This is a genomic window from Qipengyuania aquimaris, assembly GCF_020171965.1.
Classification (GTDB): Bacteria; Pseudomonadota; Alphaproteobacteria; order Sphingomonadales; family Sphingomonadaceae; genus Qipengyuania; species Qipengyuania aquimaris_A.
The window spans coordinates 1-26,034 of sequence record NZ_JAIUZK010000001.1 but is presented as its reverse complement, the minus strand read 5'-3'; the positions used below and the strand labels follow the sequence as shown (position 1 = coordinate 26,034).

Annotated in this window: 22 protein-coding genes; 17 read left to right on the top strand and 5 right to left on the bottom strand. The window is 61.8% G+C overall.

What is annotated here, in order from left to right; genetic code table 11:
• The first annotated feature begins 59 nt into the window (after positions 1–59).
• Positions 60–1,187: a molecular chaperone DnaJ gene (gene dnaJ, locus LCM24_RS00110; protein ID WP_224802237.1), complete on the top strand. Its 1,128-nt coding sequence runs from the start codon at positions 60–62 to the stop codon at positions 1,185–1,187.
• On the opposite strand, the gene LCM24_RS00105 is transcribed toward dnaJ, so the two are convergent.
• A complete protein-coding gene (locus tag LCM24_RS00105; RefSeq protein WP_224802236.1) occupies positions 1,184–3,499 on the bottom strand; it encodes a patatin-like protein in 2,316 nt (771 codons plus the stop codon). The two genes, dnaJ and LCM24_RS00105, sit on opposite strands and share 4 nt — an antisense overlap.
• Before the next feature lie 72 nt (positions 3,500–3,571).
• Here LCM24_RS00105 and radA point away from each other — a divergent pair, with 72 nt between their 5' ends.
• The 8 genes from radA (at position 3,572) to rnr (ending at position 13,165) form a co-directional block, all read left to right on the top strand.
• Entirely contained in the window at positions 3,572–4,936 is a 1,365-nt protein-coding gene (radA, locus tag LCM24_RS00100) for a DNA repair protein RadA (protein WP_224802235.1), read from the top strand.
• A gap of 17 nt (positions 4,937–4,953) precedes the next feature.
• Positions 4,954–5,493 carry a CvpA family protein gene (locus tag LCM24_RS00095; protein WP_224802234.1) on the top strand — a complete coding sequence of 180 codons (540 nt, stop codon included), beginning with the start codon at positions 4,954–4,956 and terminating at the stop codon, positions 5,491–5,493.
• Positions 5,490–5,918 (top strand): iron-sulfur cluster assembly scaffold protein, encoded by a 429-nt coding sequence (locus tag LCM24_RS00090; protein WP_224802233.1) that lies wholly within the window; start codon positions 5,490–5,492, stop codon positions 5,916–5,918. The genes LCM24_RS00095 and LCM24_RS00090 overlap by 4 nt, the downstream gene beginning before the upstream one ends.
• A gap of 58 nt (positions 5,919–5,976) precedes the next feature.
• Positions 5,977–7,578 (top strand): MFS transporter, encoded by a 1,602-nt coding sequence (locus LCM24_RS00085; protein WP_224803429.1) that lies wholly within the window; start codon positions 5,977–5,979, stop codon positions 7,576–7,578.
• Positions 7,571–8,614 carry an alanine racemase gene (alr, locus tag LCM24_RS00080; RefSeq protein WP_224802232.1) on the top strand — a complete coding sequence of 348 codons (1,044 nt, stop codon included), beginning with the start codon at positions 7,571–7,573 and terminating at the stop codon, positions 8,612–8,614. Before LCM24_RS00085 ends, alr begins: the two co-directional genes overlap by 8 nt.
• A gap of 67 nt (positions 8,615–8,681) precedes the next feature.
• Positions 8,682–9,239, top strand: a complete 558-nt coding sequence (phaR, locus tag LCM24_RS00075; protein WP_221565346.1) for a polyhydroxyalkanoate synthesis repressor PhaR — start codon at positions 8,682–8,684, stop codon at positions 9,237–9,239.
• 44 nt (positions 9,240–9,283) lie between these two features.
• Complete coding sequence (proS, locus tag LCM24_RS00070; protein ID WP_224802231.1) at positions 9,284–10,825, top strand: proline--tRNA ligase; 1,542 nt, start codon at positions 9,284–9,286, stop codon at positions 10,823–10,825.
• 42 nt (positions 10,826–10,867) lie between these two features.
• Positions 10,868–13,165: a ribonuclease R gene (gene rnr / locus LCM24_RS00065; RefSeq protein WP_224802230.1), complete on the top strand. Its 2,298-nt coding sequence runs from the start codon at positions 10,868–10,870 to the stop codon at positions 13,163–13,165.
• Here the strand turns inward: rnr and LCM24_RS00060 are convergent.
• The gene (locus LCM24_RS00060) at positions 13,162–13,614 is read right to left on the bottom strand and encodes a universal stress protein (protein ID WP_090483070.1); all 453 of its coding nucleotides are present in this window, start codon (positions 13,612–13,614) and stop codon (positions 13,162–13,164) included. The two genes, rnr and LCM24_RS00060, sit on opposite strands and share 4 nt — an antisense overlap.
• 130 nt (positions 13,615–13,744) lie before the next feature.
• On the opposite strand from LCM24_RS00060, the gene LCM24_RS00055 reads away from it, so the two are divergent.
• The 8 genes from LCM24_RS00055 (at position 13,745) to LCM24_RS00020 (ending at position 21,375) form a co-directional block, all read left to right on the top strand.
• The gene (locus LCM24_RS00055; RefSeq protein WP_224802229.1) at positions 13,745–15,037 is read left to right on the top strand and encodes a pyruvate dehydrogenase complex dihydrolipoamide acetyltransferase; all 1,293 of its coding nucleotides are present in this window, start codon (positions 13,745–13,747) and stop codon (positions 15,035–15,037) included.
• Positions 15,038–15,065: 28 nt separating this feature from the next.
• Positions 15,066–15,434, top strand: a complete 369-nt coding sequence (locus tag LCM24_RS00050; protein ID WP_224802228.1) for a hypothetical protein — start codon at positions 15,066–15,068, stop codon at positions 15,432–15,434.
• A gap of 130 nt (positions 15,435–15,564) precedes the next feature.
• Complete coding sequence (locus LCM24_RS00045) at positions 15,565–16,008, top strand: hypothetical protein (RefSeq protein ID WP_224802227.1); 444 nt, start codon at positions 15,565–15,567, stop codon at positions 16,006–16,008.
• 38 nt (positions 16,009–16,046) lie between these two features.
• The gene (locus tag LCM24_RS00040; protein ID WP_224803428.1) at positions 16,047–16,388 is read left to right on the top strand and encodes an acyl-CoA thioesterase; all 342 of its coding nucleotides are present in this window, start codon (positions 16,047–16,049) and stop codon (positions 16,386–16,388) included.
• A 166-nt stretch (positions 16,389–16,554) separates the two neighbouring features.
• Positions 16,555–17,967: a dihydrolipoyl dehydrogenase gene (lpdA, locus tag LCM24_RS00035; protein WP_224802226.1), complete on the top strand. Its 1,413-nt coding sequence runs from the start codon at positions 16,555–16,557 to the stop codon at positions 17,965–17,967.
• A 158-nt stretch (positions 17,968–18,125) separates the two neighbouring features.
• Entirely contained in the window at positions 18,126–19,220 is a 1,095-nt protein-coding gene (locus tag LCM24_RS00030; protein ID WP_224802225.1) for an acyltransferase family protein, read from the top strand.
• 48 nt (positions 19,221–19,268) lie between these two features.
• Positions 19,269–21,125 (top strand): cation:proton antiporter, encoded by a 1,857-nt coding sequence (locus tag LCM24_RS00025; RefSeq protein ID WP_224802224.1) that lies wholly within the window; start codon positions 19,269–19,271, stop codon positions 21,123–21,125.
• Between the two features lie 64 nt (positions 21,126–21,189).
• The gene (locus LCM24_RS00020; protein ID WP_224802223.1) at positions 21,190–21,375 is read left to right on the top strand and encodes a hypothetical protein; all 186 of its coding nucleotides are present in this window, start codon (positions 21,190–21,192) and stop codon (positions 21,373–21,375) included.
• A gap of 8 nt (positions 21,376–21,383) precedes the next feature.
• Here LCM24_RS00020 and LCM24_RS00015 read toward each other — a convergent pair whose 3' ends face one another.
• The 3 genes from LCM24_RS00015 to LCM24_RS00005 form a co-directional block, all read right to left on the bottom strand.
• On the bottom strand, positions 21,384–22,700 hold the full coding sequence (locus LCM24_RS00015; RefSeq protein ID WP_090483080.1) for an HlyD family type I secretion periplasmic adaptor subunit: 1,317 nt from the start codon (positions 22,698–22,700) through the stop codon (positions 21,384–21,386).
• Positions 22,697–24,418 (bottom strand): type I secretion system permease/ATPase, encoded by a 1,722-nt coding sequence (locus LCM24_RS00010; RefSeq protein ID WP_224803427.1) that lies wholly within the window; start codon positions 24,416–24,418, stop codon positions 22,697–22,699. The genes LCM24_RS00015 and LCM24_RS00010 overlap by 4 nt, the downstream gene beginning before the upstream one ends.
• An 85-nt stretch (positions 24,419–24,503) precedes the next feature.
• On the bottom strand, positions 24,504–26,034 hold a 1,531-nt coding region (locus LCM24_RS00005; protein WP_224802222.1), incomplete at its 5' end, for a hypothetical protein.

Genomic DNA, 26,034 nt, shown 5'->3' with positions numbered 1-26,034 from the left:
GACCGCCATCGGTGCGAAATGCGCCGGTGGCGGTTGGATTTTCAGCAGGCGGGATCATCATGTCAGCTACTGAAATCGACTTTTACGAACTGCTCGGCGTCAGCCGGGACGCGGATGGCGCGACGATCAAGTCCGCCTATCGCAAGCTCGCGATGAAGCATCATCCGGATCGCAATCCGGGATGCGCGGAGAGCGAGAACACATTCAAGGCGGTCAGCGCCGCCTACGAGTGCCTCAAGGACCCTCAGAAGCGCGCGGCTTACGACCGCTTCGGTCACGAGGCCTTCACGCAGGGAATGCAGGGCGGGGGCGGCCACGGCCATCCGGGCGCCGACTTCGGCGACATCGGCGATATCTTCGAAACCATCTTTGGCAGCGCCTTCGGTGGCGGCGGCCGGGCACAGCCGCGTCGAGGGGCGGACCTGCGCTACGACATGGAAGTCACCCTCGAAGAGGCTTTCGACGGCAAATCGACCGAGATCGAAATCGAAGTCAGCCGTTCGTGCGAAACCTGTCACGGCAGCGGTGCGACGCCGGGCACCCAGAAGCGGACCTGCAACCTGTGCTCCGGCCAGGGCAAGGTGCGTGCGAAGCAGGGCTTCTTCGTCGTCGAACGCCCCTGTCCCAATTGCCACGGCGATGGCGAGATCATCACCAGTCCGTGCAGGGATTGCCGCGGCGAAGGCCAGGTCGACGTACCGCAGAAGATCGAGATCGACATACCACCGGGCGTCGATACCGGCACGCGCATCCGCCTGTCGGGCAAGGGCGAAGCCGGACCGCGCGGTGCGGCACCGGGCGATCTATACATCTTTGTCCACGTAAAGCAGCATCCGATCTTCGTGCGCGAAGGAACGACGCTGGCGACGCGGGTGCCGATCAGCTTTACCAAGGCTGCCCTGGGCGGTTCGATCGATATTCCCGGCCTTGATGGCGAGGAAATCACCCTCGAAATCCCCGCCGGTATCCAGTCCGGCAAACAGCTGCGCCAGCGCGGCGCGGGGATGCCCATCCTACAGGGCCGCGGTCGCGGAGACATGGTGGTGGAAATTGCCGTCGAAACCCCGACCAAGCTGAGCAAGCAGCAGCGCGAAATTCTCGAGCAATTCCGCGATACGGAGACTGGTGACGAATGCCCCGAAAGCCGGGGTTTCTTCAACAAGATCAAGGATGTGTTCGGCGGTTAGACCAACCGCTCTAGGACTTCGGACCTTATCTGATCGAGGAGGCCGCGGGCACATCGCCCTGCGGCCTCTTCTTCGTCCAGGATGGCAAGAAACGCCTTCTTCTTGAAACGCCTTACCACCAGCTCGCCGGGAGCATGGTCTACGGTCGAGCACACGAGATCGATCATCCGCTCCGCCCCATGCAGGCGCCCCCACAGGTAATCGTTTTCGCGATAGGACCGGCTGAAGAACGCACCGAAATTGTAGAACTCGATCCCGCGCAATGTGGCCCGTGTTCCGCCCTCGCGAATGCTGCGCGCGTCGTCCGGGCTGATGCGGTCTACCTTCACCGGATCGAACTCCGTGAAGCCTTCGTTTCGCAGCAGCGGCAATGTGGCGACGTCGTAAAACGGGAAACCGAGATAGGCGAACAGCATCCGCCGTTTCAGATTGGCAGGCATGGCTTGCAACGCCTCAGCCAGCATCTCCTCCGCCTTGTCGTCGGTATCGATCAGCAAGCGCTTGCTTTCGATGGTGTCGAGCACCGTGCCCGGATCGCCCAGCACACTCTGCGCCACGTCATGGAAATCATCGCCAAGCGAGGCGAGGCCTTCTTTCTCGAAATAGAGCGAGAGGATGGAATAGATCGCATCCCGGCCGTGTTCGAGAGCATCGTCGGAGATCTCGGGATCGGCTTCCCAATCGCGTGCCAGCCTGCGGGCGAGCAGCCGCAAACGCCTGATGCGAAAACCGATATCGTGTTCGCGGAAGAAGCCGATCGCTTCGCTGGTCGCCCCGCCATTTCCGCTCGACAGCGTCGTGAGCCCGCGGCGCCGCAATTCCTCGCGCAGGACTTCCTCGACCGCGAGATGATCGGGCAGATGGAGAGAGGGCGCCGCGTCATACGCAAGCTTCGCCAATCGAGAGACGATACCGCTGAGCTTGGCCTGCGCGTAAGAATGGAAGGCGTACCCCGCCTGCTCCGCCGCAGCCTGCTGTGCTTTCTGGCGCCAGGCTTTCAGGCGCTTGGGCGTCGGCCGGTCGAGGAACAGCGTGCGGCCGAACAGCCGCTCGACAGTGGCGTCGACTTCGGGACGCAGCGCAGCGACGATCCGCTGCAATCGCTCCGCCTCGCGGCTCTGTTCGTCCAATTGTTCGAGGTTGTCCCGGATGGGCTGTTCGCGCGGGATCGTGGAGAGCGACCCGAAGATGGCCGAAAAGAACCCCACGTCGCGCGATGCACGCTCGTCGCGCGAACCAAACCTGTCGGGCCGGGGATCGACATAGACGAACCGGCGGTCGACCTCGCGCTGGGCCGGTCTTCCGCGCAGGGCTGCCATGGCTCCGCCGAAAGGCTTGTTCACGAGAACCGAACCATCGATCAGCGACACCGTATCGGTATCGCCGCGCATCACATGGATCGGCATGATGGTGTCGAGAAAATCCTCTCGGCTAGACCAATCGCGGCCACTGTCCTTTGCCAGCCGGTCGATCTCTTCAACCTTGAGGGGCGGGAAGGCGCCCGGAAAACTAGCCGTAGCCCGCGCGGCAAAGACCAGCTCCAGCGGATTGGCGAGATCTTTCCCGCCAGTGTCGGGCACTCTGCTGCGCATCGAGATGGGCAGGCGGTGTTCGGTGTCCTCGACGACAGGCGGACTGTTGAGGCGAAGGAGTTCGAGATAGCCGTGAAAATCGGTCGTCGTGACGAACAGGTCGAGCGGGTGGCCCGGAGGTAGCAGGGGGGCCTCGACCGGCGCATCTGCCATGGCGCTGAAAGCGCGCTCGAGCAGTTTCGAGAAGCCGAGGCCGGAAAACGGCGGCTCGAACCATCTCCCACGGATCAGGTGCGATACCTTGCGCCTCACTTCCGCCCGGGTTTCCGGCGCGACTTCTTCCGCAATTTCGGTGCCCGGACGGCTCAGGATGAAAGTCGCGAGCGGTTGCGCCCAGAACTTGCCCCCGCGCCACCGCAGGCGCGCATCGGGATCGGTCAGTTCATCGACATCGGCCACCTCCAGCCAGAGGTCCGTCAGCGGTTCGAGGCTTTGCCCGGAATGGATCGCCTGTGCGAGGAAGACGGCGTTGATCCCGCCCGCGCTCGCACCGCTCATGATGTCGGGGATGATCCGCAGGCGGAGTTCGTGATCCTCCTCGATTGCGGCGAGCATCTCGCGATAGACCGCATCGACACCGGAGGAAGAGGGAGCACCGGAATGATAATCGCGACTAGCCCGCGCAAGGTGCCACAATTCGCGTGTGACCCCGTGCATGTAAACCGCCAGGCTGACCCCGCCGTAGCAGACAAGCGCGATCCGTAGTTCTTTTTGCCGCATCGCCGAGGCTTGTGCACACTCCACGGCGCATTGGCAATTGCGTTCCGCAAATGTTCCGTCTAGCCAGCACCCATGGCCAAACCGAAGAAACGCTATGTCTGTCAGGCGTGTGGCGGTGTTTCGCACCGCTGGCAGGGACAGTGCGCCGACTGCGCGGAATGGAACACGCTGGTGGAAGATACGCCGGCTACGGTGTTCTCGCTGAAGCATGACCTCTCCAGCGGGGGCAGGGCGGTCGAATTCGTAGACCTCGACAAGCCGGGCGAAATGCCGGTGCGGCAAAAGACCGGTCTGGCCGAATTCGACCGTGCACTCGGAGGAGGCCTCGTTCCGGGCAGCGCGATCCTGATGGGCGGCGATCCCGGTATCGGGAAGTCGACACTGCTTTTGCAGGCCGCGGCCAAGGTGGCGCGGGAAGGGCACGGCGTCGTCTATGTCAGCGGCGAGGAAGCGGCAGGCCAGGTCCGTATGCGCGCGGCACGTCTTGGCCTCTCCGATGCGCCGGTCAAACTTGCGGCAGCGACCGGTGTGCGCGACATCCTGACGACGCTCGGCACGATGGAGCCGCCCAAGTTCCTCGTGATCGATTCCATCCAGACCATGCATTCAGACACGATCGAAGGCGCGCCGGGAACGGTCAGCCAGGTTCGCGGCTGTGCCTTTGAATTGATCCGCTATGCCAAGGAGAACGGTGTCGCACTGGTGCTGGTCGGTCATGTGACCAAGGACGGAAATATCGCCGGTCCGCGCGTGCTCGAACACATGGTCGATGTGGTCATGAGCTTCGAAGGCGAGCGCAGCCACCAGTATCGCATCCTGCGTGCGCTCAAGAACCGGTTCGGCGCAGTCGACGAGATCGGCGTGTTCGCCATGGCGGGGGAAGGGCTGGAAGAGGTCGAGAACCCTTCGATGCTGTTTCTTTCCGGCCGCGACCAGCAAATGGCCGGAAGCGCGGTTTTCCCCGCGATGGAAGGTACGCGGCCCGTGCTCGTGGAAATCCAGGCGCTGATCGTGCGATTGCAGTCGGGTGCAACGCCTCGCCGTGCGGTGGTGGGTTGGGACAATGGCCGCCTAGCCATGTTGTTGGCGGTGCTGGAATCGCGCTGTGGCCTCAATTTCAGCTCCGCCGAGGTCTATCTCAACGTTGCAGGGGGATATCGCCTGTCGGATCCCGCCGCCGACCTTGCCGTTGCAGCAGCCTTGGTAAGCGCCCTTGCGGACAAGCCCTTGCCTGACCGAAGCGTGTGGCTCGGCGAAGTAAGCCTTTCGGGCGAAGTCCGTCCAGTCGCCCATGGCGGTATCCGGATGCGCGAAGCGGCCAAGCTCGGGTTCAAGGCCGGTTTCGGTCCAGCCGATGAAAAGACCGCTTCGTCAGACTTGGATTACAAGGGTTTGGGACAACTCGCCAACCTCGTTGACCGTGTCATGGCGACATAATAAACCTCCCGCCGTCTATGACGGGATTTGATTACATCGTTCTGCTTATCGTCGGGCTTGCGGCCATCGGCGGTTTTTCGCGTGGTTTCATGCAGGAAGTCCTGTCGCTTGCGGCCTGGGTACTTGCCGCGTTCGCGATACGCTTCCTCCACACGCCGCTCACGCTGGCGATGCAGGAAGTCCTCGGTACGGGCATTGCGGTCGCAGTCCTCGCCTTCGCCTTACTCCTCCTCATCCCGTATGCCGCGATGAAGGTCATTGCGAACAATGTCGGGGAAGCGTCCCGCAATTCCATCCTCGGCCCGATCGACCGCGTCCTTGGCTTCGGCTTCGGGGCTATCAAAGGGTTCGTGATCGTCGTCATCGCCTTCTCGCTGCTCGTGCTCGGTTATGACAGCGTGTGGGATTATCGCGGGCGGCCCGCATGGATTACCACGGCATCGACCTATGAGTTTGTAGACGGCGGTTCGCGCACCATGGTCGAAGTGCTGGCCGAACGCCGTGCTCGCCTGCTGGGCGAGGAACAGGCCGCAGAAGAAGCGGCTGAAGAAGAGTGAGCCGCCCGCCGGGAGGCGCGCTCTATTCGCCCGCATTCCTGTCGCTGGCAGTCGAGCTATCCCGGTATCCCTTCGATGAGGATGCGCTGCATCAGGGTCAGGCTGTTTCGCGCACCTGCGGCAGTTCGATCCGCATATCTTTCGAAGAGGGCTTCGGGTCAGTCGGCCTCCAAGTTACGGCCTGTGCGGTCGGGCAGGCCGCGGCTGCCATTTTCGCCCGTCACTGCAAGGGCAAGGACCCTGCCGACATGATGTCTATGCCGGACGCGATAGGACGCTGGCTGGAGGGCACCTCCGACATGCCCCAATGGCAGGACCTCGAACTGCTTGAGCCAGCAATCGCCTATCCGGGGCGTCATGGGGCCATTCTCCTGCCGTGGAGAGCGGCGGTCGATGCGCTAGGCAAGGCAGGCGGCACTCGCTAAACCTCCGCGCATAACAAGACATTTGGGGAGTAGGGCATTGTCTTCAGGCGAAGAGATCATGCAGCGAGAGCCGACCGAGAAGGAAATCCGGCTCGTCATCGCGGCCAGCAGTGCGGGCACGATCTTCGAATGGTACGATTTCTTCATCTACGGAACGCTGGCGGGCCTGATCGGAGCGGCGTTCTTCCCAAGCGATAACGAGACCCTGCAGGTCCTCCTCGTATGGGCCGGTTTCGCAGTCGGCTTCGGCTTCCGTCCCTTGGGGGCTATCCTGTTCGGATTCCTGGGCGACAGGCTGGGGCGCAAATATACCTTCCTCGTCACCGTCACCCTCATGGGGATAGCGACGGCGGGCGTCGGCCTGATCCCCAGCGCCGCGAGTATCGGCCTTGCCGCACCGATCATCGTGATCGGCTTGCGCATCCTGCAAGGCCTTGCCCTTGGCGGGGAATACGGCGGCGCGGCGATCTACGTGGCAGAGCATGCTCCGCCCGAAAAGCGCGGCTTCTACACCAGCTTCATCCAGGCCAGCGTGGTCGGCGGCTTCGTCCTCTCGATCATCGTGGTCATCGCCTGCCGCGCACTGATCCCGGCGGACGATTTCTCAGCCTGGGGCTGGCGTATCCCTTTCCTGCTGTCGATCGTCCTGCTCGGCATCTCCCTGTGGATGCGGCTCAAGCTGTCGGAAAGCCCGGTCTTCCAGGCGATGAAGGCAGCGGGAGAAACCTCGGCCAACCCGTTCAAGGAAAGCCTGACCTACCCCGGCAATCCCAAGCGAATTTTCGTCGCGCTGTTCGGGATTACTGGCATCCTGACGACCATCTGGTACACCGCCTTCTTCTCCGGCCTCTCGTTCCTGCGCGGTCCGATGCGCGTGGAAGAGGGCATCGTGGAATGGATGCTGCTGATCGCGGGCACAATTTCGATGAGCTTTTACATCGTGGTCGGGAAATGGTCCGACAGGGTGGGACGCAAGAAACCGATCATCATCGGCGCAATCGCATCGCTCGTCCTGCTGTTCCCGATCTTCTGGGGCATGGGCGCGCTTGCCAATCCGGGCCTCAACCAGAGCGCCGCCGCTGCACCTGTGACCGTCAGCGGAGCGGCCTGCGAATATGATCCCTTCGCGGAAGTCCAGGCCAGCGCCTGTGGCCGCGTGTTGCAGGACCTGACTGCGCTGGGCGTGCCCTATGCCATCGACGGGAATTCATCGGTTACGACCGTCTCCGTAGGCGGGACGGCCAACGACTACGGAGCGCTCGCCGATACGGATCGCCGCGCGTCGATCCAGGGATGGCTCGAAGGCGCGGGTTACAGTTTTGAGCGCCAGACGCCGCCGCTCACGAGCATCCTCGGGATCATCGGTCTGTTGCTGGTGTGCGGGATGCTGTCGGCACTGACCTATGGCTCAGTCGCGGCGCTGCTGTGCGAGATGTTCCCGGCGCGCATCCGCTATTCCTCTATGTCCATCCCCTATCACATCGGTGCGGGCTATCTCGGCGGGTTCCTTCCGCTGATCGCGGGATACATCGTCGCGATGACGGGTAACGTCTATTCGGGCCTGTGGTACACCATCGCGATCGTCGCCTTCGGTCTGGTCGTTGCGTGGTGGGGCATCCCCGATGGACCGCCGAAGGATTTCGAAGACGCGCATGGTTGAAGCACCTCCGCCGACGCTAAGGCTCGATATAGACCGCGAGGCGTTGGCACATAACTGGCGCAAGCTCGACAGGCTTAGCGGCGCGGCTCGTGCCGGCGCAGCGGTAAAGGCCGATTGCTACGGGCTTGGCGTGGAGAATTGCGTTTCGACGCTCGTCGAGGTCGGCTGCCGCGATTTCTTCGTCGCTCACTGGAGCGAGGTGGCACCGCTCCTGCCCATGGTCCCGGCGGAACAGATCGCGGTCCTGCATGGCCCTCTGACGGTGGAGGAGGCCTCATATGCCAGACAGACCGGCGTGCGCCCTGTCATCGACAGCCTCAGGCAAGCGAAGCTGTGGACCGAGAGTGGTGGAGGGCCCTGCCACCTGATGGTGGATACCGGAATCAACCGGCTCGGCATCAGCGTATCGGAAGTGTCGGAACCGGAAGTGCAGTCTCTCGAGGTTGAAGTCCTCCTGAGCCACCTTGCCTGTGCCGACGAAGACAGTCCCATGAACGCGCGCCAGCTGGCCGATTTCCGGGCGATTGCATCCTCCATCGACCACACGGCGCTAAGCCTTGCCAACAGTGCCGGAATAGCGCTCGGATCGGACTATCATTTTGATCTCACGCGGCCGGGCCTGTCGCTCTACGGCGGCGTCCCGCGCGAGGAACTGGCGGATCATATCCGGCAGGTCGCATACCCCAAGGCAGCGATCATCCAGACGCGGAACCTGAAGGCGGGTCAGGCTGTCGGATACAACGCGACCTTCAGCGCTCCTTCCGATATGCGCATCGGGGTCCTCTCCCTCGGCTATGCCGACGGCATCCTTCGCGCATGGGGCGGGGCGAGCTTCCGGCATGGCGATGTGGAGCTGCCGATCCTTGGCAAGGTCTCGATGGACATGATCGTCATCGACCTGTCCAAGGCACTCGATCTGGGCGAAGGCGACTGGGTCGAACTGCCCTATCACCTGCCCAATGCTGCGCGGCAAACCTCTGTTTCCCAATATGAATTACTTACCGTTTTGGGACAGCGCTTCGATCGTTCGGCCTAACGTGTTGCGCTGCACATTGTGCGCCTGCTAAGCATGGCTGCAACGCACAATAGGGAAGAGGCAATTCATGGCGAAACGCACCGCAGAGGGCGAACCCATCATCATCAAGAAGTACGCCAACCGGCGGCTCTACAATACCGACACCAGCAGCTACATCACGCTGGACGATCTGGCGAAGATGGTACGCGAGAATGTCGACTTCCAGGTGGTCGATGCGAAGAGCGGTGACGACATCACGCATACGATCCTCACCCAGATTATCGTCGAGGAAGAAAGCCAGGGCGGCCAGCAGATGCTCCCAGTCAGCTTCCTGCGCGATCTTATCTCCATGTACGGCAATTCGATGCAGGCGATGATGCCCAGCTATCTCGAAGCCAGCATGGCGAATTTCCGCAAGAACCGCGAACAGATCCAAGCCGCATTTGCCAAGGGCATCGAGGCGAACCCGCTGGCCAAGATGGCCGAGGCCAATTTCAAGATGATGCAGAACGCCGCCGAGGCCTTCATCCCGGGCTCGCTCAAGACGGGTTCCAAATCCGCCAAGCCCGACCAGTCTGCAGAGCTTGCCCAGATGCGTACCCAGATGGCTGAAATGCAGAAGAAGCTGGACGAACTGAGCAAATAATTGCATCGGCCCGCGCCGAAACCCACCAGATACAGGAATTACCCGTGGCCCAGATCCGCCATGCCTTGAACACCACGCGCGCCGACGATTTCGCAGCCTGGTATCAGGACGTCATCTCCTCCGCCGAAATGGCCGAGGAATCGGGCGTTCGCGGGTGCATGGTCATTCGCCCTTGGGGTTACGGCATCTGGGAGCGCATGCAGCGCCTGCTCGACGACCGGATCAAGGCGACGGGCCATTCCAACGCCTATTTCCCGATCTTCATCCCGCTCTCTAATTTCGAGCGCGAGGCGGAACACGTCGAAGGTTTCGCCAAGGAAATGGCGGTCGTCACCCATCACCGCCTGATCGCTGGCAAGGATGGCGGTCTCGTGCCCGATCCCGAAGCCAAGCTCGAAGAGCCGCTGGTGGTCCGCCCGACCTCGGAAACGATCATCGGCGATGCCATGGCGCGCTGGGTGCAGAGCTGGCGCGACCTGCCGCTTAAGCTCAACCAGTGGGCCAATGTCGTGCGCTGGGAAATGCGCACCCGCATGTTCCTGCGCACCAGCGAATTCCTTTGGCAGGAAGGCCATACCGCCCATGCCGACGAGGCCGAGGCGAAAGACCACACGCTCACTATGCTCGAAGTTTATCGCGCTTTCGCGGACGAAGATCTGGCGCTGGCCGTGATCCCGGGCGAGAAGCCGGAGAACGAACGTTTTCCCGGTGCGGTCGAGACCTGGTCGATCGAAGCCATGATGCAGGACGGCAAGGCGCTGCAGGCAGGCACAAGCCATTATCTCGGCACTAATTTCGCCGAAGCCAGTGGGATCAAATACCAAAACAAGGACGGCGGCGAGAGCCTCTGCCACACCACCAGCTGGGGCGTTTCGACGCGGATGGTTGGCGGCGTCATCATGACGCATGGTGACGATGACGGGCTGCGCCTGCCCCCGAAGATCGCTCCGCAGCAGGTGGTCATCCTGCCCATGTTGCGTGACAAGCCCGAAGACGAGGCACTGATCGACTATTGCGAGGCTCTGCGCGCCACGCTCGCATCGCAGCACGTTCTGGGCGAGCCGCTGCGCGTGCTCCTCGATACGCGCCCGGGCAAGGCTGCCGCCAAGCGCTGGGACTATGTGCGCAAGGGTGCGCCGATCATCATCGAGGTCGGTGGCCGCGACATGGAGAACGGCGTCGTCAGCCTGCTTCGCCGCGACAGGCTGTGGAACGAGGAAAACGGCAAGCCCGCATTCCAGACCCCCACGCGCGAAATTGCCGGCCAGACAGTGCCCGACATCCTTGCCGATATGCAATCCAGCCTGCTGACCGAAGCGCAGGAGCGCCGCGAGGCCAACATCACCCGCGGAGTCACCGATTTTGGCGAGGTCGAGAAGTTCTTCTCCGCCTCGCGCTATCCGGGATGGGTCGAGGTCCAGTGGTCCAAGCCGACCGGAGCCGAACTCGAAGAAGTGGTCGAGCGACTGAAGGCGTTGAAGCTCACCATGCGCAACGTCCCGATCGGCGCGGCACCGGTGGACGGCGAGTGCATCTTCACCGGCAGACCGGCCACCGAACGGGTCCTGCTCGCCAAGGCGTACTGACGCCCCGTGACATGGGGACCATGCGTCCCCATATGGCGTATCATGAAAAAACATAATCGAACCGGGCGGCCACAGGGTCTCCCGAGCAAAGAACAGATACTCGAATTCATCCAGGGCTCGCCGACCCCCGCCGGCAAACGCGAGATCGCGAAGGCGTTCGGCCTGAAGGGCCAGGAAAAGATCGCGCTGAAGAAGCGCCTCAAGGACATGGCCGAAGAAGGCCTGATCGACGGCAAGCGCACCGCCTATCACCGCATGGGCGGCGTGCCGAAGGTAACGGTGCTGAAGGTCCTCGAAATCGAGGACGGCGAACCGATTGCCGTTCCCGAGAACTGGGATCCGGACAGCAAGGAAAAAGCCCCGCGCCTTACGGTCAAGGAAAGCAAGAAGGTCGCTGCCCTCAAGCGCGGCGATCGCTTCCTTGCGCGAACCGAAGAAAAGCCCCGTGGGTGGATTGCCCATCCGATGAAGAAGCTGCCCGCGCGCACCGAAGGCCTGATGGGCGTCGTCGAGATCGACGGCGGCGGAAAGGCATGGCTCGCGCCGGTGGACAAGCGCGTGCGCAATTCCTCTCCGATTTCGGACCTTGGCGGGGCGGAAGAGGGCGACCTCGTGCTCGCGGAAAAGGCCGGCAAGTCGGCCCGTTCCGCGGTCAAGGTCGTGGAAGTGATTGGCGATCCGCTCGCACCGAAGAGTTTCAGCCTGATTGCCATCGCAAAGCACGGCATCCCGCACATCTTCCCTGAAGAGGCGCTGGAGGAAGCGCAGCAGGTGGCACAGCTCCCATTGAGCGAGGACAAGCGCGAAGACCTGCGGGACGTACCCATCATCGCCATCGACCCTGCCGATGCGCGCGACCATGACGATGCCATCTGGGCCGAACCCGACGGAAAGGGCGGCTACCGCGCCATCGTCGCGATTGCCGACGTCAGTTTCTACGTACGGCCGGGCGGTGCGCTCGACCGCGAGGCGCGCAAGCGCGGAAATTCGGTCTATTTCCCAGACCGCGTCGTACCGATGCTGCCGGAAATCCTCAGCGCCAACGTCTGCTCGCTGGTCGAAGGTGAAGACCGGGCGGCAATGGCCTGCCACATCTCTATTTCGCCCGAAGGCAAGGTGACCGATTGGCGCTTTACCCGCGCCATCGTGAGGCTTGCCTCGAACACGGCCTATGAGGACGCGCAGAAGGCCATCGACGATGGCAGCGCGGACGATACCCTCAAGCATCTCTGGGGCGCGTGGGAATTGCTGCACAAGGCACGGGAGGCCCGCGATCCGCTGGACCTCGAACTGCCAGAACGTCAGGTCCGCCTCAATGACGAGGGTGTGATCGAGGAAATCGCTGTGCGCGAACGCCTCGACGCGCACCGCGTGGTGGAAGATTTCATGATCGCGGCCAATGTCGCGGCGGCCAAGGCGCTGGAAGCAAAGAAGGCCCCGGTCGTCTACCGGGTCCATGAAACGCCGAGCCGCGAGAAGCTGGTCGCCTTCAAGGAATATCTCGCCACGCAGGGCCGCAATTTCGCACTCGGGCAGGTCATCACGCCCGGCCTCTTCAACCGGATGCTGAAGGACATCGGCGATCCGGCGGAAAAGGCGCTGATCATGGAAGCGGTGCTGCGCAGCCAGACGCAGGCCTATTACGGTCCAGCGAATGCCGGGCATTTCGGCCTCGCGCTCGGCAGCTATGCGCATTTCACCTCGCCCATTCGCCGCTATGCCGACCTCCTGGTCCACCGCGCGCTGGTCGATGCCTACCATCTCGAACAGCCCGAGCCCAAGGGCGACATCCCCCCTGCCTCGGGTCTGTCGGACCGCGACAAGACAGCGCTTAGCCAGATCACCGATGCCATCAGCCAGACCGAACGCCGCGCGATGGAGGCAGAGCGCGACACCATCGACCGCTATGTCGCCGCATGGCTTTCCGGCCGGGTCGGGGAGATTTTCGACACGCGGATCACCGGTGTGCAGGGTTTCGGCTTCTTCGCCACCATCGAGAACCTCGGCGGTGACGGGCTGGTACCGGTGTCCACCTTGGGCCGCGAATATTTCCGCTATGACGAGGCTGCCCGCCAGCTTGTGGGCGAAAACAGCGGCAAGACCTATGCCGTGGGCGACCGGCTCAAGCTCAAGCTGGCGGAATCGAACCCGCTCACAGGCGCGATGAAATTCGAAGTGCCCGAAAGCGACGGCTCGCCCATCGAAAAGCGCGGGGACCGCCCGCCGCCCCGCAAGAAGAAGCCGCTGGCGAAAGGCAAGGGTGCCCCGCGCCAGAAACACCAGACCGGCCAGCGCGGACGCCCGAAGAATATCCGGCACCAGGGTAGGAAAAAGCGCTAGGCAAGTGCGTCCAACTGCTCGCGCGTGAGTTTACCCGGCACGATATAGAGCGGGCAGGGCAGCTCGCTGGCGCGGGCCGAGAAATGCTGGACCAGCGGGTCCTTCCCACCATCGCTCGTCGTGCCCAGTACCAGGGCCGCGATCTCTCCATGGTCTTCCAGATAGGTCTTGATCACGTCGGCAGGCGAGCCCGGGCGGACTGCAATAACGGGCATCTTGCCCATTTCGCCGAAGATGTTGCCCGCCGCGCTATTGGCGAGCACTTCGGCACGCTCTCGCGCCTCCTGCTCGATCGTCGCCTGCACGCCGCCGAAAGCGTTGAAGGTCTGCTGCGGCACCAGCGCAAGTATGTGCACCGAGCCATTCGTCTTCATTGCGCGCAGCGAGGCAAACCGCAGCGCCTGCTTCGATTCTTCCGTTTCGTCCATGACGACCAGGTAAGTACGCATGACCCGTTCCCCTCTTCTGGACGCAGGCCTATCCGGTAATTCGTATTCTGCGCAAGGACCTTGCGGCGACGGCGCATTTTGGCCAGAGGTCCCAACAACAGTATTTCCAGCGAGGACGTAACGTCAGCACATGCCCACGCCGATCAAGATGCCCGCCCTATCCCCGACCATGGAAGAAGGCACGCTCGCCAAATGGCGCGTAAAGCCGGGAGACAAGGTCGAAGCCGGCGACATCATGGCGGAAATCGAAACCGACAAGGCGACGATGGAATTCGAAGCCGTGGACGAAGGCACCATCGCCTCGATCGCGGTTGAAGAGGGCACCGAGGGCGTGAAGGTTGGCACCGTGATCGCCATGCTTGCCGAAGAGGGCGAGGATCTGGACGAGGCCGCAGCGGCTGCTCCTAGCGGCGGCGAGGACAAGGCCGAAGAAGCGCGCGAGGAAAAGGTCGAGCAGGAAGAGAAGCAGACCGAGGCGCCCACTTCCTCTCCCGCACCCGCGCCTGCCGCGAAGAAGTCCGACGATGGCGGCCGCATCAAGGCATCGCCGCTCGCACGACGGATTGCAGAGGACAAAGGTCTGGACCTGTCGACCATAAAGGGCTCCGGACCCAATGGCCGCATCGTGAAGGCCGACGTCGAGGATGCGAAACCCGGTGCGGCGCCTGCCAAGGAAGCAGCCGCTCCCGCGCCTGCACCGGCCAAGCCGGCGACACAGGGCGGCGATCTCGACGCACCTTACGAAGCGCAGAAGCTCAACAATGTCCGCAAGGTCATTGCCCGTCGCCTGACCGAGGCGAAGCAGACCATCCCGCACATCTATCTCACCGTGGACGTGCGGCTCGACGCGCTGCTCAAGCTGCGCAGCGAGCTCAACAAGAGCCTCGAAGCGGACGGCATCAAGCTGTCGGTGAACGACCTGCTCATCAAGGCGCAGGCCCGCGCGCTGCAGCGCGTGCCGCTGTGCAATGTCAGCTTCCAGGGCGACGAGCTCTACCAATACACGCGCGAGGACATCTCTGTCGCCGTGGCCGCGCCTTCGGGCCTCATCACGCCGATCATCCGCGACGCGGGCCGCAAGGGCCTCGCACAGATCAGCACCGAGATGAAGGAGCTTGCGGGCAAGGCGCGCGACGGCAAGCTGCAGCCGCATGAATTCCAGGGCGGCACCGCCTCGCTCTCCAACCTCGGCATGTTCGGCACCAAGCAGTTCGACGCGGTGATCAACCCGCCGCAGGCGATGATCCTCGCGGTCGGCGCGGGCGAGCAGCGCCCGCACGTCATCGACGGCGCACTCGGCGTCGCCACCGTGATGAGCGCCACCGGCAGCTTCGATCACCGCGCCATCGACGGCGCGGACGGCGCGCAGTTCATGCAGGCCTTCCAACAGCTGGTGGAGAACCCGATGGGGCTGGTGGTTTGATCGGGACAGAGTATCGAGTTGCCAAGCCATGACGTTCAAGGTCGTTATTTATGCGGTGACCGTGGCGGTAATTTTTTCAGTCTGGATCGCGGGTAATGATCACGTTGCGAAGATACTTGTCGGCGTCTCTCTGGCGATTGGCGCAGTGGGCGCCCTCGCAGGGCTCACTTCCTACAATAGCAGCGACCACTTTGCTGGAGTCGCTATCGTGGGTTTCGCATTGCTCATCATAGCATTGGCATTGTCGAATTACGTCGAATACGCGCGCTGGTTAATAACGGCAGTCTTGGTAACGGGCCTTATTGCATACGCCATACCCATGTCTGCTTGGCGCGCTGTGGGTCTTGCGGATTCGGAAAGCACAGCAGATGCACACGCGGAAAGTTCCGATGAATAGCGGTTCGGTTCAGTCATGCTTCGCTTTTGGTGTCAGAACCACGCATCCTTTCCTGGACACAAATCCCCGTCCGCACGGTTCGTTAAAAAGAGGGCAGGCACACCGTCCGCCTGAATAGAGGAGAAACATCATGATCCGCACTGCAATCGCCATTCCGGCGCTCGCGCTGGCGCTCGCAGCCTGTTCGCAGGAAGCCGAAGAAGCGCCCGCCAACGACGGAGTGGTAACCGCACCTGCCGATGCGACCATCGCTGCTCGTCCCGTCATGTATGGCGGTGAAGCGAACATGGATGCATGCGGCGGCGCCGGAACCGTGGGCGCGCTCGACACGCTGGAAGGTCAGGTCCTCACCGTGCACTCCGCCCCCGATGCTGCGGCCGATCAAACCGACCTGCTGCAGCCCGGACAAATGGTTTCGATCTGCGAAAACGAAGGCGACTGGGTTGGTGTAGTCTACTCCAAGAATGCGGCCGATTGCGGCACCGGAACGCCGGTTGCGGATCGCCGCGCCTACGACGGGCAATGCCAGTCGGGGTGGATCAACGGCACCTATCTCACCAACCAGGCGGGTTGATCCGCTTGGGACGTGATCCCCTCATCCGCGTCACGGCCATGCCCGCCGACACGAACCCTTACGGGGGCGTGTTCGGCGGGTGGCTGATGAGCCAGATGGCGCTCGGAGCAGGCTCGCTTGCAAGCCGCGAGGGGCAGGGCAAGGCGGTGGTCGTTTCGGCCACCGACTTCGCCTTCCCCGGCGCGATGCAGGTGGGTGACGAATTGTCGGTCTACTGCGAGATTTCCACCACCGGCAACACCTCGCTCACCATCACTGCCGAGGCGATCGCCCGCGAGCGCAACGGGGTTGCAGAAACGAAGGTGGCGCAGGGAACGTTCAAATTCGTCCTGCTCGACGAAAACGACCGTCCGCGCGCCGTGGCGGAGCGGTGGGCATGACACCTGTCCTACTTATTCCGTTCGGCGTTAGGATGCCTGCATGAACGCGCCGATGACCCCCACGAATACCTATTTCGCTTCCCCTGACGCGTCCTTCGCGGTTTTTACCGCCAGGACCGTGTTCCATGTGTTCCACTCTGTCGGACAGACCGAAGGCTAAATCCAAATGGCTACCCAATACGACGTCATCGTTCTCGGCTCCGGACCCGGCGGCTATGTCGCAGCGATCCGCTGCGCACAGCTGGGCCTGAAGACCGCCATCGTCGAACGCGAGTTGTTGGGGGGCATCTGTCTCAACTGGGGGTGCATTCCGACCAAGGCGCTGCTGCGCTCTGCCGAGATCCTGCATTATGCCCAGCACGCGAGCGACTATGGCCTGAAGATCGCCGGCAAGATCGAGGCGGACCTGGAAGCTGTGGTGAAACGCAGCCGCGGCGTGGCCAAGCAGTTGAACCAGGGCGTCACGCACCTGATGAAGAAGAACAAGATCACGGTTCACATGGGCGAGGGGCAGCTGACCGGCCCGACCAGCCTTACCGTGAAAGGGGAAAAGGGCGAAGAGAAGCTCACCGCCAAGCACGTCATCGTCGCCACCGGCGCACGTGCCCGCGACCTGCCGTTCGCCAAGGCCGACGGCAAGCGCGTGTGGACCTATCGCCACGCCATGACCCCGCCGGAAATGCCCAAGAAGCTGCTTGTCATCGGATCGGGCGCGATCGGGATCGAGTTTGCCAGCTTCTACAACGACATGGGCTGCGATGTGACCGTGGTCGAGATGCTCGACCGGATCGTGCCGGTGGAAGACAAGGACGTCTCCGCTTTCCTCGAGAAGAGCCTCACCAAGCAGGGCATGACGATCATGACCGGCGCAGGTGTCGAGGACCTCAAGGTCACCGGCAGCGGCGTGAAGGCCAAGATCAAGGACAGCAAGGGCAAGGTCTCGGAAACCGAGTTCACCCACTGCATCACCGCCATCGGCATCGTGCCGAACACCGAAAACATCGGGCTCGAAAAGCTGGCTGAGATGGACCGCGGCTTCATCCAGATCGACGATTATGGTCGCACGAAATCGAAGGGCCTGTGGGCGATCGGCGACTGCACGCCCGGCCCTTGGCTGGCGCACAAGGCAAGCCACGAAGGCGTTACCACTGCGGAAGCGATTGCCAAGGAACTGGGCAACAAGGACGTCCACCCGCACCCGCTCGACCGCAACAACATCCCAGGCTGCACCTATTGCCACCCGCAGATCGCCAGCGTCGGCCTGACCGAAGCGAAAGCCAAGGAAGCGGGCTATTCGGTGAAGGCGGGCACCTTCCCCTTCATCGGCAACGGGAAGGCGATCGCACTGGGCGAAGCGGAAGGCTTCGTGAAAACCGTCTTCGATGCGAAAACCGGCGAATTGCTCGGCGCGCACATGGTTGGCGCAGAAGTGACCGAGATGATCCAGGGCTTCGTCGTCGGCAAGACGCTGGAGACGACAGAGGCGGAACTGATGAACACCGTCTTCCCGCACCCGACTATCAGCGAAAGCATGCATGAAAGCGTGTTGGCAAGTTATGGACGGGCCTTGCACATCTGAAGATTGTTATTGGGGCGATGGTTGGCCTTGTTCTATGGCAGGACTTGTCTAAGGCACGCAGCCTTCAATAACGCGAAACCAGAGTTTCCATGTCAGATGTGACACCTTCCGGCGCCTTCGGACGCTTCCGATCCTGGCTGAGGGAACCGGCGCCTGAATTGCAGGCCGACGTAGCGAACACGAAACGCTATATCCCGAGCCTCGACGGGATGCGGGCAATCAGCGTGCTGATCGTGATGTTCTCGCATTTCGTGACGAACATGATCCCGGGCGGCTTCGGCGTCTACGTCTTCTTCGTCATCAGCGGCTTCCTGATCGCGCGCCAGTTTTTCGTCGAACACGAAGCCACGTCGTCCATCGGCATGAAGAACTTCTATCTCAGGCGTTTCTACCGGCTTTATCCGGTGGCCCTCGTCTTCACCGCGACGGTGGTCGGGCTGTTCTTGCTCCAGGGTAAAGCGGTGGATTGGTGGCAACCCGCATCGGCCCTGTTCTACTTCTCGAACTACTACTTTGCGAGTTTCATCGATCCTTCCAAGGAAGTCATGCCGCTCGTGATCTTCTGGTCGTTGAGCGTCGAGGAACACTTCTACCTCCTGTTCCCGGCGGCATTCGTGCTCGCCAGCGGAGCGCCGAGGAAACTGGGCTTCGTGGTCTTGGGAGTGATCGTCGCATCGCTGCTGCTGCGATTGTTTACGGCGTCACAGAATCCGGAGCTTATCGGAAGCTACTACTTCTATTACCGGACCGAATTCCGGATGGACTCCATCGCATACGGTGTCGCAATCGCCGTCCTCTGCGCAAGCGAGTGGGGTCGTGATCTTCTCATCCGTTTGGCAAGGCCGGCCACGCTCTTCGTGGCGGGAGCGCTCGTTCTGTTCTGCCTGCTGTATCGCGATCCGTTTTTCCGCGAGACACTGCGCTATTCCCTCCTGGGTATCGCGATCGCGATGGCGCTCGTCAGCGTATTGTTTTCAGACAGGTTGGGCTGGCTCCAGCGCCTGCTCAACACGCGCCTGCCGGTCTATATCGGGAAGCTCAGCTATTCGCTTTATCTCTGGCATTTCCTGATGCTGTATCTGACCGGGCCTCTTGTTGACGACCTTCCTCGCCCTGCATTGATCGTCCTGAATTTTGCCCTCAGCTTCCTGTTCTCGGCGGCCTCTTACCACTGGTTGGAAGTCCCCTTCCTCAATCTCAGGAAACGGTTGCATTCAGGTCGCAAGACAAGCCCGCCTGCGCGTGTTAGGTGAGTAGGAACCCGGCGGTCCACAGGGTATCATGATGGAGGCTAAGCCGAAGTGACGTCGTTCCTTATCCTCGCCTTCCTGATCCTTGCTGCGGGCGTGATCGCCGTTCCCCTGGCGACACGTTTCGGACTGGGCTCGGTGCTCGGGTACCTTCTTGCAGGCATGGCAATCAGTCCACTGCTTGCGGCCGGGAACGTCGACGTCGAGGCGCTGCAGGTCTTTGCCGAGTTCGGGGTCGTGATGATGCTCTTCATCATCGGCCTGGAGATGGAGCCGCAACGACTTTGGGCAATGCGGGGCAAGCTCCTCGGCCTAGGGGGCGGGCAAGTTCTCCTGACGACGCTTGCACTGATGGGGATCGCCCTGCTCGACGGCAATCCATGGCAGACGGCGCTCGCGATCGGGATGGTCCTGGCGCTCTCGTCGACCGCCATCATCGTCCAGACGCTGACCGAGAAGAATCTCATGAAGAGCGAGGGAGGGGAGGCGAGTTTCTCCGTCCTCCTCGTGCAGGACGTCGCGGTGATCCCGATCCTGGCTTTGCTGCCGCTTCTCGCGATGCCCGAACTCTATGGTGCAGGAGCAGCCCACGGCGGGGAGGGCGGCCATGGAGGGATCGACCTCACAGCTTCCATGCCAGTATGGCTCGCGGCGCTTTGCAGACTTGCGGCAGTGGCCGTGGTCATCGGTATCGGGATTTTCGCTGTCCGTCCGCTGTTTCGCTACATCGCGGCCGCCAATTTGCGCGAGCTCTTCACCGCTGCCGCATTGGGTGTGGTGATCGGGATCGCCCTGCTGATGTCGCTTGTAGGCCTGTCTCCCGCCCTTGGCGCATTCGTGGCGGGAGTCGTCCTCGCAACCAGCGAGTACCGGCACGAACTCGAAAGCGACATCAACCCCTTCAAGGGACTGCTCCTTGGGCTGTTCTTCATTACCGTGGGTGCAGGGATCGACTTCGTCCTGGCGAGTCAGATGTGGCAGTCGGTGCTGTTCTGGGCGGCCGTGACAATCTCAGCGAAGTTCGCGGTGCTCTTCGCAGTAGGCTGGTTCTACGGGTTGAGAAGGCAAGCCCTGTGGCTGTTCGCCCTCAGCCTTCCGCAAGCTGGCGAGTTTGCATTCGTCCTGATCTCCTTTGCCGTCGCCAATGCGGTGTTCGGCCAGGCCCAGGCAGACCTGTTGCTGCTGGTCGTGGCGCTCACCATGCTAGCCACGCCGCTCCTGTTCATCTTCTACGACAAGGGTGTCGCGAGGTTCTATTGCAAGGGTCAGGAACGTGAGCCCGACGCGATCGACGAGGAGAACCCCGTCATCATCGCAGGACGCGGCCGCGTAGGAGGCATCGTCGATCGCATGCTCCAGCTTGCGGGCTATTCGACCACGGTGATCGACTATGACAGCGCCCAATTGGAGATCGTGCGCAAGTTTGGCTTTCGCACATATTTCGGGGATGCGACCCGCCCGGACCTGCTTGTGTCGGCGGGTATCGAAAATGCGAAGCTGCTCGTCGTCGCGCTGGATGAGAGGGAGCAGATCGACAAGCTCGTGAAGCACGTCATCCAGAACTACCCGGATGTGCACATCACCGCCCGGGCAATTGATCGCAATCATGTATACGACCTGTGGGCATTCGGTTGCCGGGACATCATTCGCGAGACTTACGATTCAAGTCTGAGGATCGGCCGCTCGGCCTACGAGGCGCTCGGGATGAACCGGGAACAGGCCCAGGCCGCTACTGATGCGTTCGAGAAGAACGACCGCGCCGCCATGCCCGAAGTTGCCAGCCTCTACCGCGTCGGTGTTCCGTTCCACGAAAACGAGGAGCTCATGGCCCGCGTCCGCGAGTTGCGAGAGGAGTGGGATCCGATCCTGCGAGAGCAGATGGACGAAATCCTCAACCGGGAAAAATAAGCTTATCACTCGGAAGGAACCGTGCGCTGGCAAGCTTCGTTCTTTGGGGAAAGGAGCTTCCAGAATGGAATACGAAATCGACGACGATCCGCAGGATGCCTCGACCGATAACGACGAGGGTGCCTCACGCGACGGTGGTATAGTGGAAGACCATATCGCCCTTAAAAACCAGTCGAGCGTCTCTCCCGAGGATTATCCGCAGGATGAGCGTCAGGCACAGTCTCTGGTGAGGCCAAAGAAGCGCGACTGACCGGTCAGCTATTCGCGGAACGCCCGCTCCTTCAGCCAGGTGATCGGAGTGAAGAGGTAAGACAGGATCGAGCGTTCTTCGCCTAGCAGGCTGACATTCGCTACCATTCCTGGCCCGATCTCCAACGGGTTCCCATCCTGATCTTTCAGGACGTCGGTTGTCTGTACCTCGACCGTATAGAAGCTCTCTCCGGTGTCCTCGTTCACGACCGCGTCTGGCGAAATGGATGTGACCGTTCCCGCCATCTTGCCGAAGATTGCCGGGTTGTAAGCGGTAATCTCCACGAAGGCGTTCTGCGACAAACCGACGTTCGCAATATCCTGCGGCCGCACCATCGCTTCGACATAAAGCGCATCGTCGGTCGGGACGATCTCCACGATCGGTTCGCCCGACGCAACCGTGCCGCCGACGGTGGTGACGAACACGCGATTGACCAAGCCGCTCATCGGTGCGCGGATGACCGTGCGGTCGACCCGGTCCTCGAGACCGGGCAGCGTCATTTGCTGGACGGAAAGGTCAGCCTGCGCCTGGGAGAGCTCCATGCCTGCCCGGCTTCGCCAATCGCTCACTTGTTGGGCGAGGGCGGCTTGTGCTTCCGCGATGCTGGATTGCGCCCGAGCGAGGGACGCTTCGGCCGCAGAGACTTCGCTCGCGGCCACCTGCGCTGCGTTTTCGGCCTGGATCAGCTCGATTTGCGGGACGATCTTTTGCTCTGCCAACGGCCTCAGCATCGTGAGCTCGCGTTCTGCCGTGACGAGATTAGAGCGTCGCGCAGTCAGGATCGACTGGGCTTCCGCGACGGACCTGCGGGCCTGGACAATGCGTGCTTCGCCAGCTGACCGCAGACTGCTCAGTTCGGCTGATCGAGCGCTGTGAAGCGACCTTTCGATGGCAATTTGGTCAGAGGGTAGGGACCCATAGTCAGGAGCGCCGCCACTGACTTCGGCGCGTAGGCGAGCAATGCGCGCTTCGAGTGCGCTGACACCTGCTTCCGAACTGTCGAGGGCCGAGCCTGTGATCGCGGGGTTGAGCCGCACCAGGATTTGACCGCGCCGGACTTCCTTGCCTGCCGTCACCATGATTTCCTGGACGACGCCGCCTTCCAGGTTGGAGACAACCTGCAATTTGGAGCTCGGAACAACCCGCCCTGCAGCGCGGACTGTTCGCTCCACAGTGGTGAATGCCGCCCAGATCACCGCAAGCACGGTAAACGCGGCAATCGACCACAGGATGATGTTCGAGGATTTTCTGGCCTTGATCTCCTGGGCTTCGAATTCGCCATCTTCGCCAAGGAGTTGGCTGGTGATTTTTGAGAAAGCGTTCATCGTGCTGCTATCCTCGTTACCTTGCGCGTTATGTCTTCAGGCGTGCCATCCATCGCCACCCGTCCGCGCGACATCAGGATGACCCTGTCCACGAGCGCGAGAAGGGAAGGGCGATGGGTAATCAGGACCAGGGTCCTTCCTGCAAATTCCTTGCGCAGATTGTTGATGAGCTTGGCTTCCGTCTCCGTATCGACGGCCGAGGTCGGCTCGTCGAAAACGAGGATAGGTGGCTGGCCGACCAGGGCACGCGCCATCGCGATGGATTGCCTTTGCCCGCCCGACAGGCCGGATCCACGGTCGGCGAGCTTCAGATCATACCCGTTCGGCATCCGCGAAATGAAGTCGTGCGCCATGCTGATCTTCGCCGCGCGGATCATTTCCTCGTCATCGGCATCCGGTCGGCCGAGCATGATATTTTCCCGAATGCTGCCGGTCAGAAGGGCGTTGTCCTGAAGCAGGGCGCCAGCCTTCGCGCGGAGGGATTTGGGTGTCAGCTGCCGAATATCGGTGCCATCGATCATGACGAGACCGCTGGTCGGCGGATACAGACCGATCATCAGCCGGGCGATGGTAGACTTGCCGGAACCGATCGGCCCGATCAGCGCCACGTTTTCGCCGGGCTCGATGCGGAAATTTACCCCGCTCAGCGCCAGCTCGGCCGCACCCGGATAGCGAAAATCGACATCGCGGAACTCGATTGCGCCTTCCAGGATGTTGGGCGCCAGGCCCAGGCCTTCGGGACCTTCGGCAGGCATCTCCATCATCGTATTGATGCGCCGGTAGGCCGTGCGTGCGGCATGGATCCTAGTCAGCAACGTGGCTATCGCGCCAAGCGGCGCGACGGCGCGGCCTGCGAGGATAGAGCACGCGATCAGCCCGCCCATCGTCAGGTTCTGCTCGGCAATCGCGAAGACGCCGAAGATGACCATGCCGGTATAGGCCATGGTCTGCGCGCTACCGGCAATTGTTGTCGCAAGGTTGGCAGTCAGGCGCTGGCGCAGGGAGACGTTGGCGTGCCCCTTCATCGCTTCTTCCCAGCGATGGCTGAGCATATCGCCGGCATTTGAAGATTTGACCGTCTCGAGGCTTCCGATGGTCTCGACAAGGACCGCCTGCTTTCCGAGCGCCTCGTCCAGCGATTGCGAGGAAAGGCGGCGCATTGCCGGCTGCGTGGCGATGGCGGACAGGATCACCAGCGGGATCATCACGATCGGCACCAGGACCAGCCAGCCACCGACCATCGCGATTACGGCAAGCGTGATGATCGTGAAAGGTACGTCGACAAGCGCAGTAATAGTGGCCGACGCAAAAAAGTCTCTCAGGGTCTCGATCTCCCTGACAAGGCCGGCCAGTCCGCCGGTCGTGTGCCGGCTCAGGTCCAGCCTCAAGGCCAGGATGCGCTCGAATATCGCCTTGCCGATATCGCGATCGACACGGGCCCCGGCGATATCGACGAAATAGGCGCGTAAGAGTTTGAGGACGAAATCGAAGATGAGCACGATGCCAAGGCCAACAGCGAGGCCGATCAGTGATTCCGTGGCATTGTTGGGGACGATGCGGTCGTACACCGTCATCGTGAACAGCGCGGTGACAAGCGCAAAGCAATTGATCAGGAAGGCCGCGACGAGGACCCTCATGTAGAGTGGTCGGCTCTTCTTCAACGGCTCCGAAAGCCAAGGTGCTATTCGCGTCTTGGTGTCGTATTCCTCGTGTTCCAAATCAGCCAATTGCCTTTACCTCCCCCCGGAATAGGCTTGGCACCGCCGTCTCATCCGACAGCGGTGCCGAGCTGGTCATGTTGCGTCACGCTATCGCGATATATTGGGTATCCGCGATATCGAGCGCGCCATCGCCGATGATGCCGGCGTTGAGCGATGTCTCGTAGACAGTGTTCTCAAGCTCGCTACGGAAGGTCGTGCTGCTCGTGTCTTCGAACAGTCCTTCCGACAGTGCATCTGCCAGGGCATTCTGGAATGCCAGGCTGTCCGCATCGCCTGCCACGAACACACCGTTGACGGTTCCGCCCTCGTTATATTCGGCCAGAGCATTGTGGATTTCCCCGCCCGAATGATCGAGGCCATCGGGGTTCTTCCAATCGCTGCTGTTGGTCTTGATGCGGCCAGTCGGAGCGAAGGTGTCGAACGTCTCGTCGAGACCGCCCTTGTCTGCGCCGGCATAAGTTTGCAGCCAGTCGATCGCATCGTCGAGATAGTGCTTGGCGGTGTTTTCCGAGCCATCGCCGATGTCGTTTCCGGAAAGGAAATTGAGCCAGGTTGCAACGGTGTCGCGGCCGAGTTTGAAGACAACGTCGTTGCCCTTCTTGCTCGATGCGTTGACCACTTCCTGGGCATCCTCCAGCGAGATGAAGAGAGTGTCTTCACCCGCTCCGGTCAGACCATCGCCGTCATAGTCACCGATCAGGAGACCGACTTCGTCATCGCCATCGATCACCCCGTCATTGTTGCTGTCGACAGCATACAGAAGGTCCTGGTTGCCATCGGTGCCGGGATCCCCATCCGGGAAGTCCGGACCGTCATGCGCCTGGTTATCCGCAATGCCGTCCCAGAAGGTGCCGCCATTGTTCGGGTTCTGCCAGAAGCCTGGCGTCCGCACGCCCGGAGCCGGATCGTTTAGACCGAAGTAATGCGCTGCATCGCTGTCCGATACACCCTGGTCGGTCGATACAGTGACAGTGTTGATGTGCTGTCCAGCTTCGAACGGCATGGTGTAGTAGACGCTGAGGCTCTCGCCTGGTGCCAATGCTTCTGAATCGAGCACTCCGTCGACGGATCCATCGGCGCCGTCGACCGTCGCCCAATCCTCTCCGGCATCGCGGAAGCCATCACCGTCGAGATCCACCCAGGCGTCGATGGCGGGATCGCTATAATCCAGCTCTCCTGCGAAGACCGAACCTGCCGGTGAGCTCAAAATATCGCTGAAGTCGAAGCCCGTCAGCGTGACGTTTCCATCGTTCGCAACCGTGACCAGGAAATAGATCGGGTTGTTGGCCGAAGTAGCCTGCGGCCCCGTCGGACTGTCGTGGTCGTCCAGTAGCGGATCGAACACGTTGTCATTGATCGAGACATATTTTTCGACGTCGATCGATGGCTCGTAGCAGACGTCGATCGATTCAGTGTCGGTCGCCTGCAGAGCTGCCGTGCCGGTTGCGACCGAGTTCGCATCTGCAGTGACAAAATTCACGATCGGCGCATTTGCATCCACGTCGGCCTGGGTCACGACATAGCTGTCGGTATAGATCCAGGTCTCGTCGACATCGAGGTAGCCGTCGCCATCGGTATCGCCGCCCACGAAGTCGGGGTTGCCGAGCTGGTCG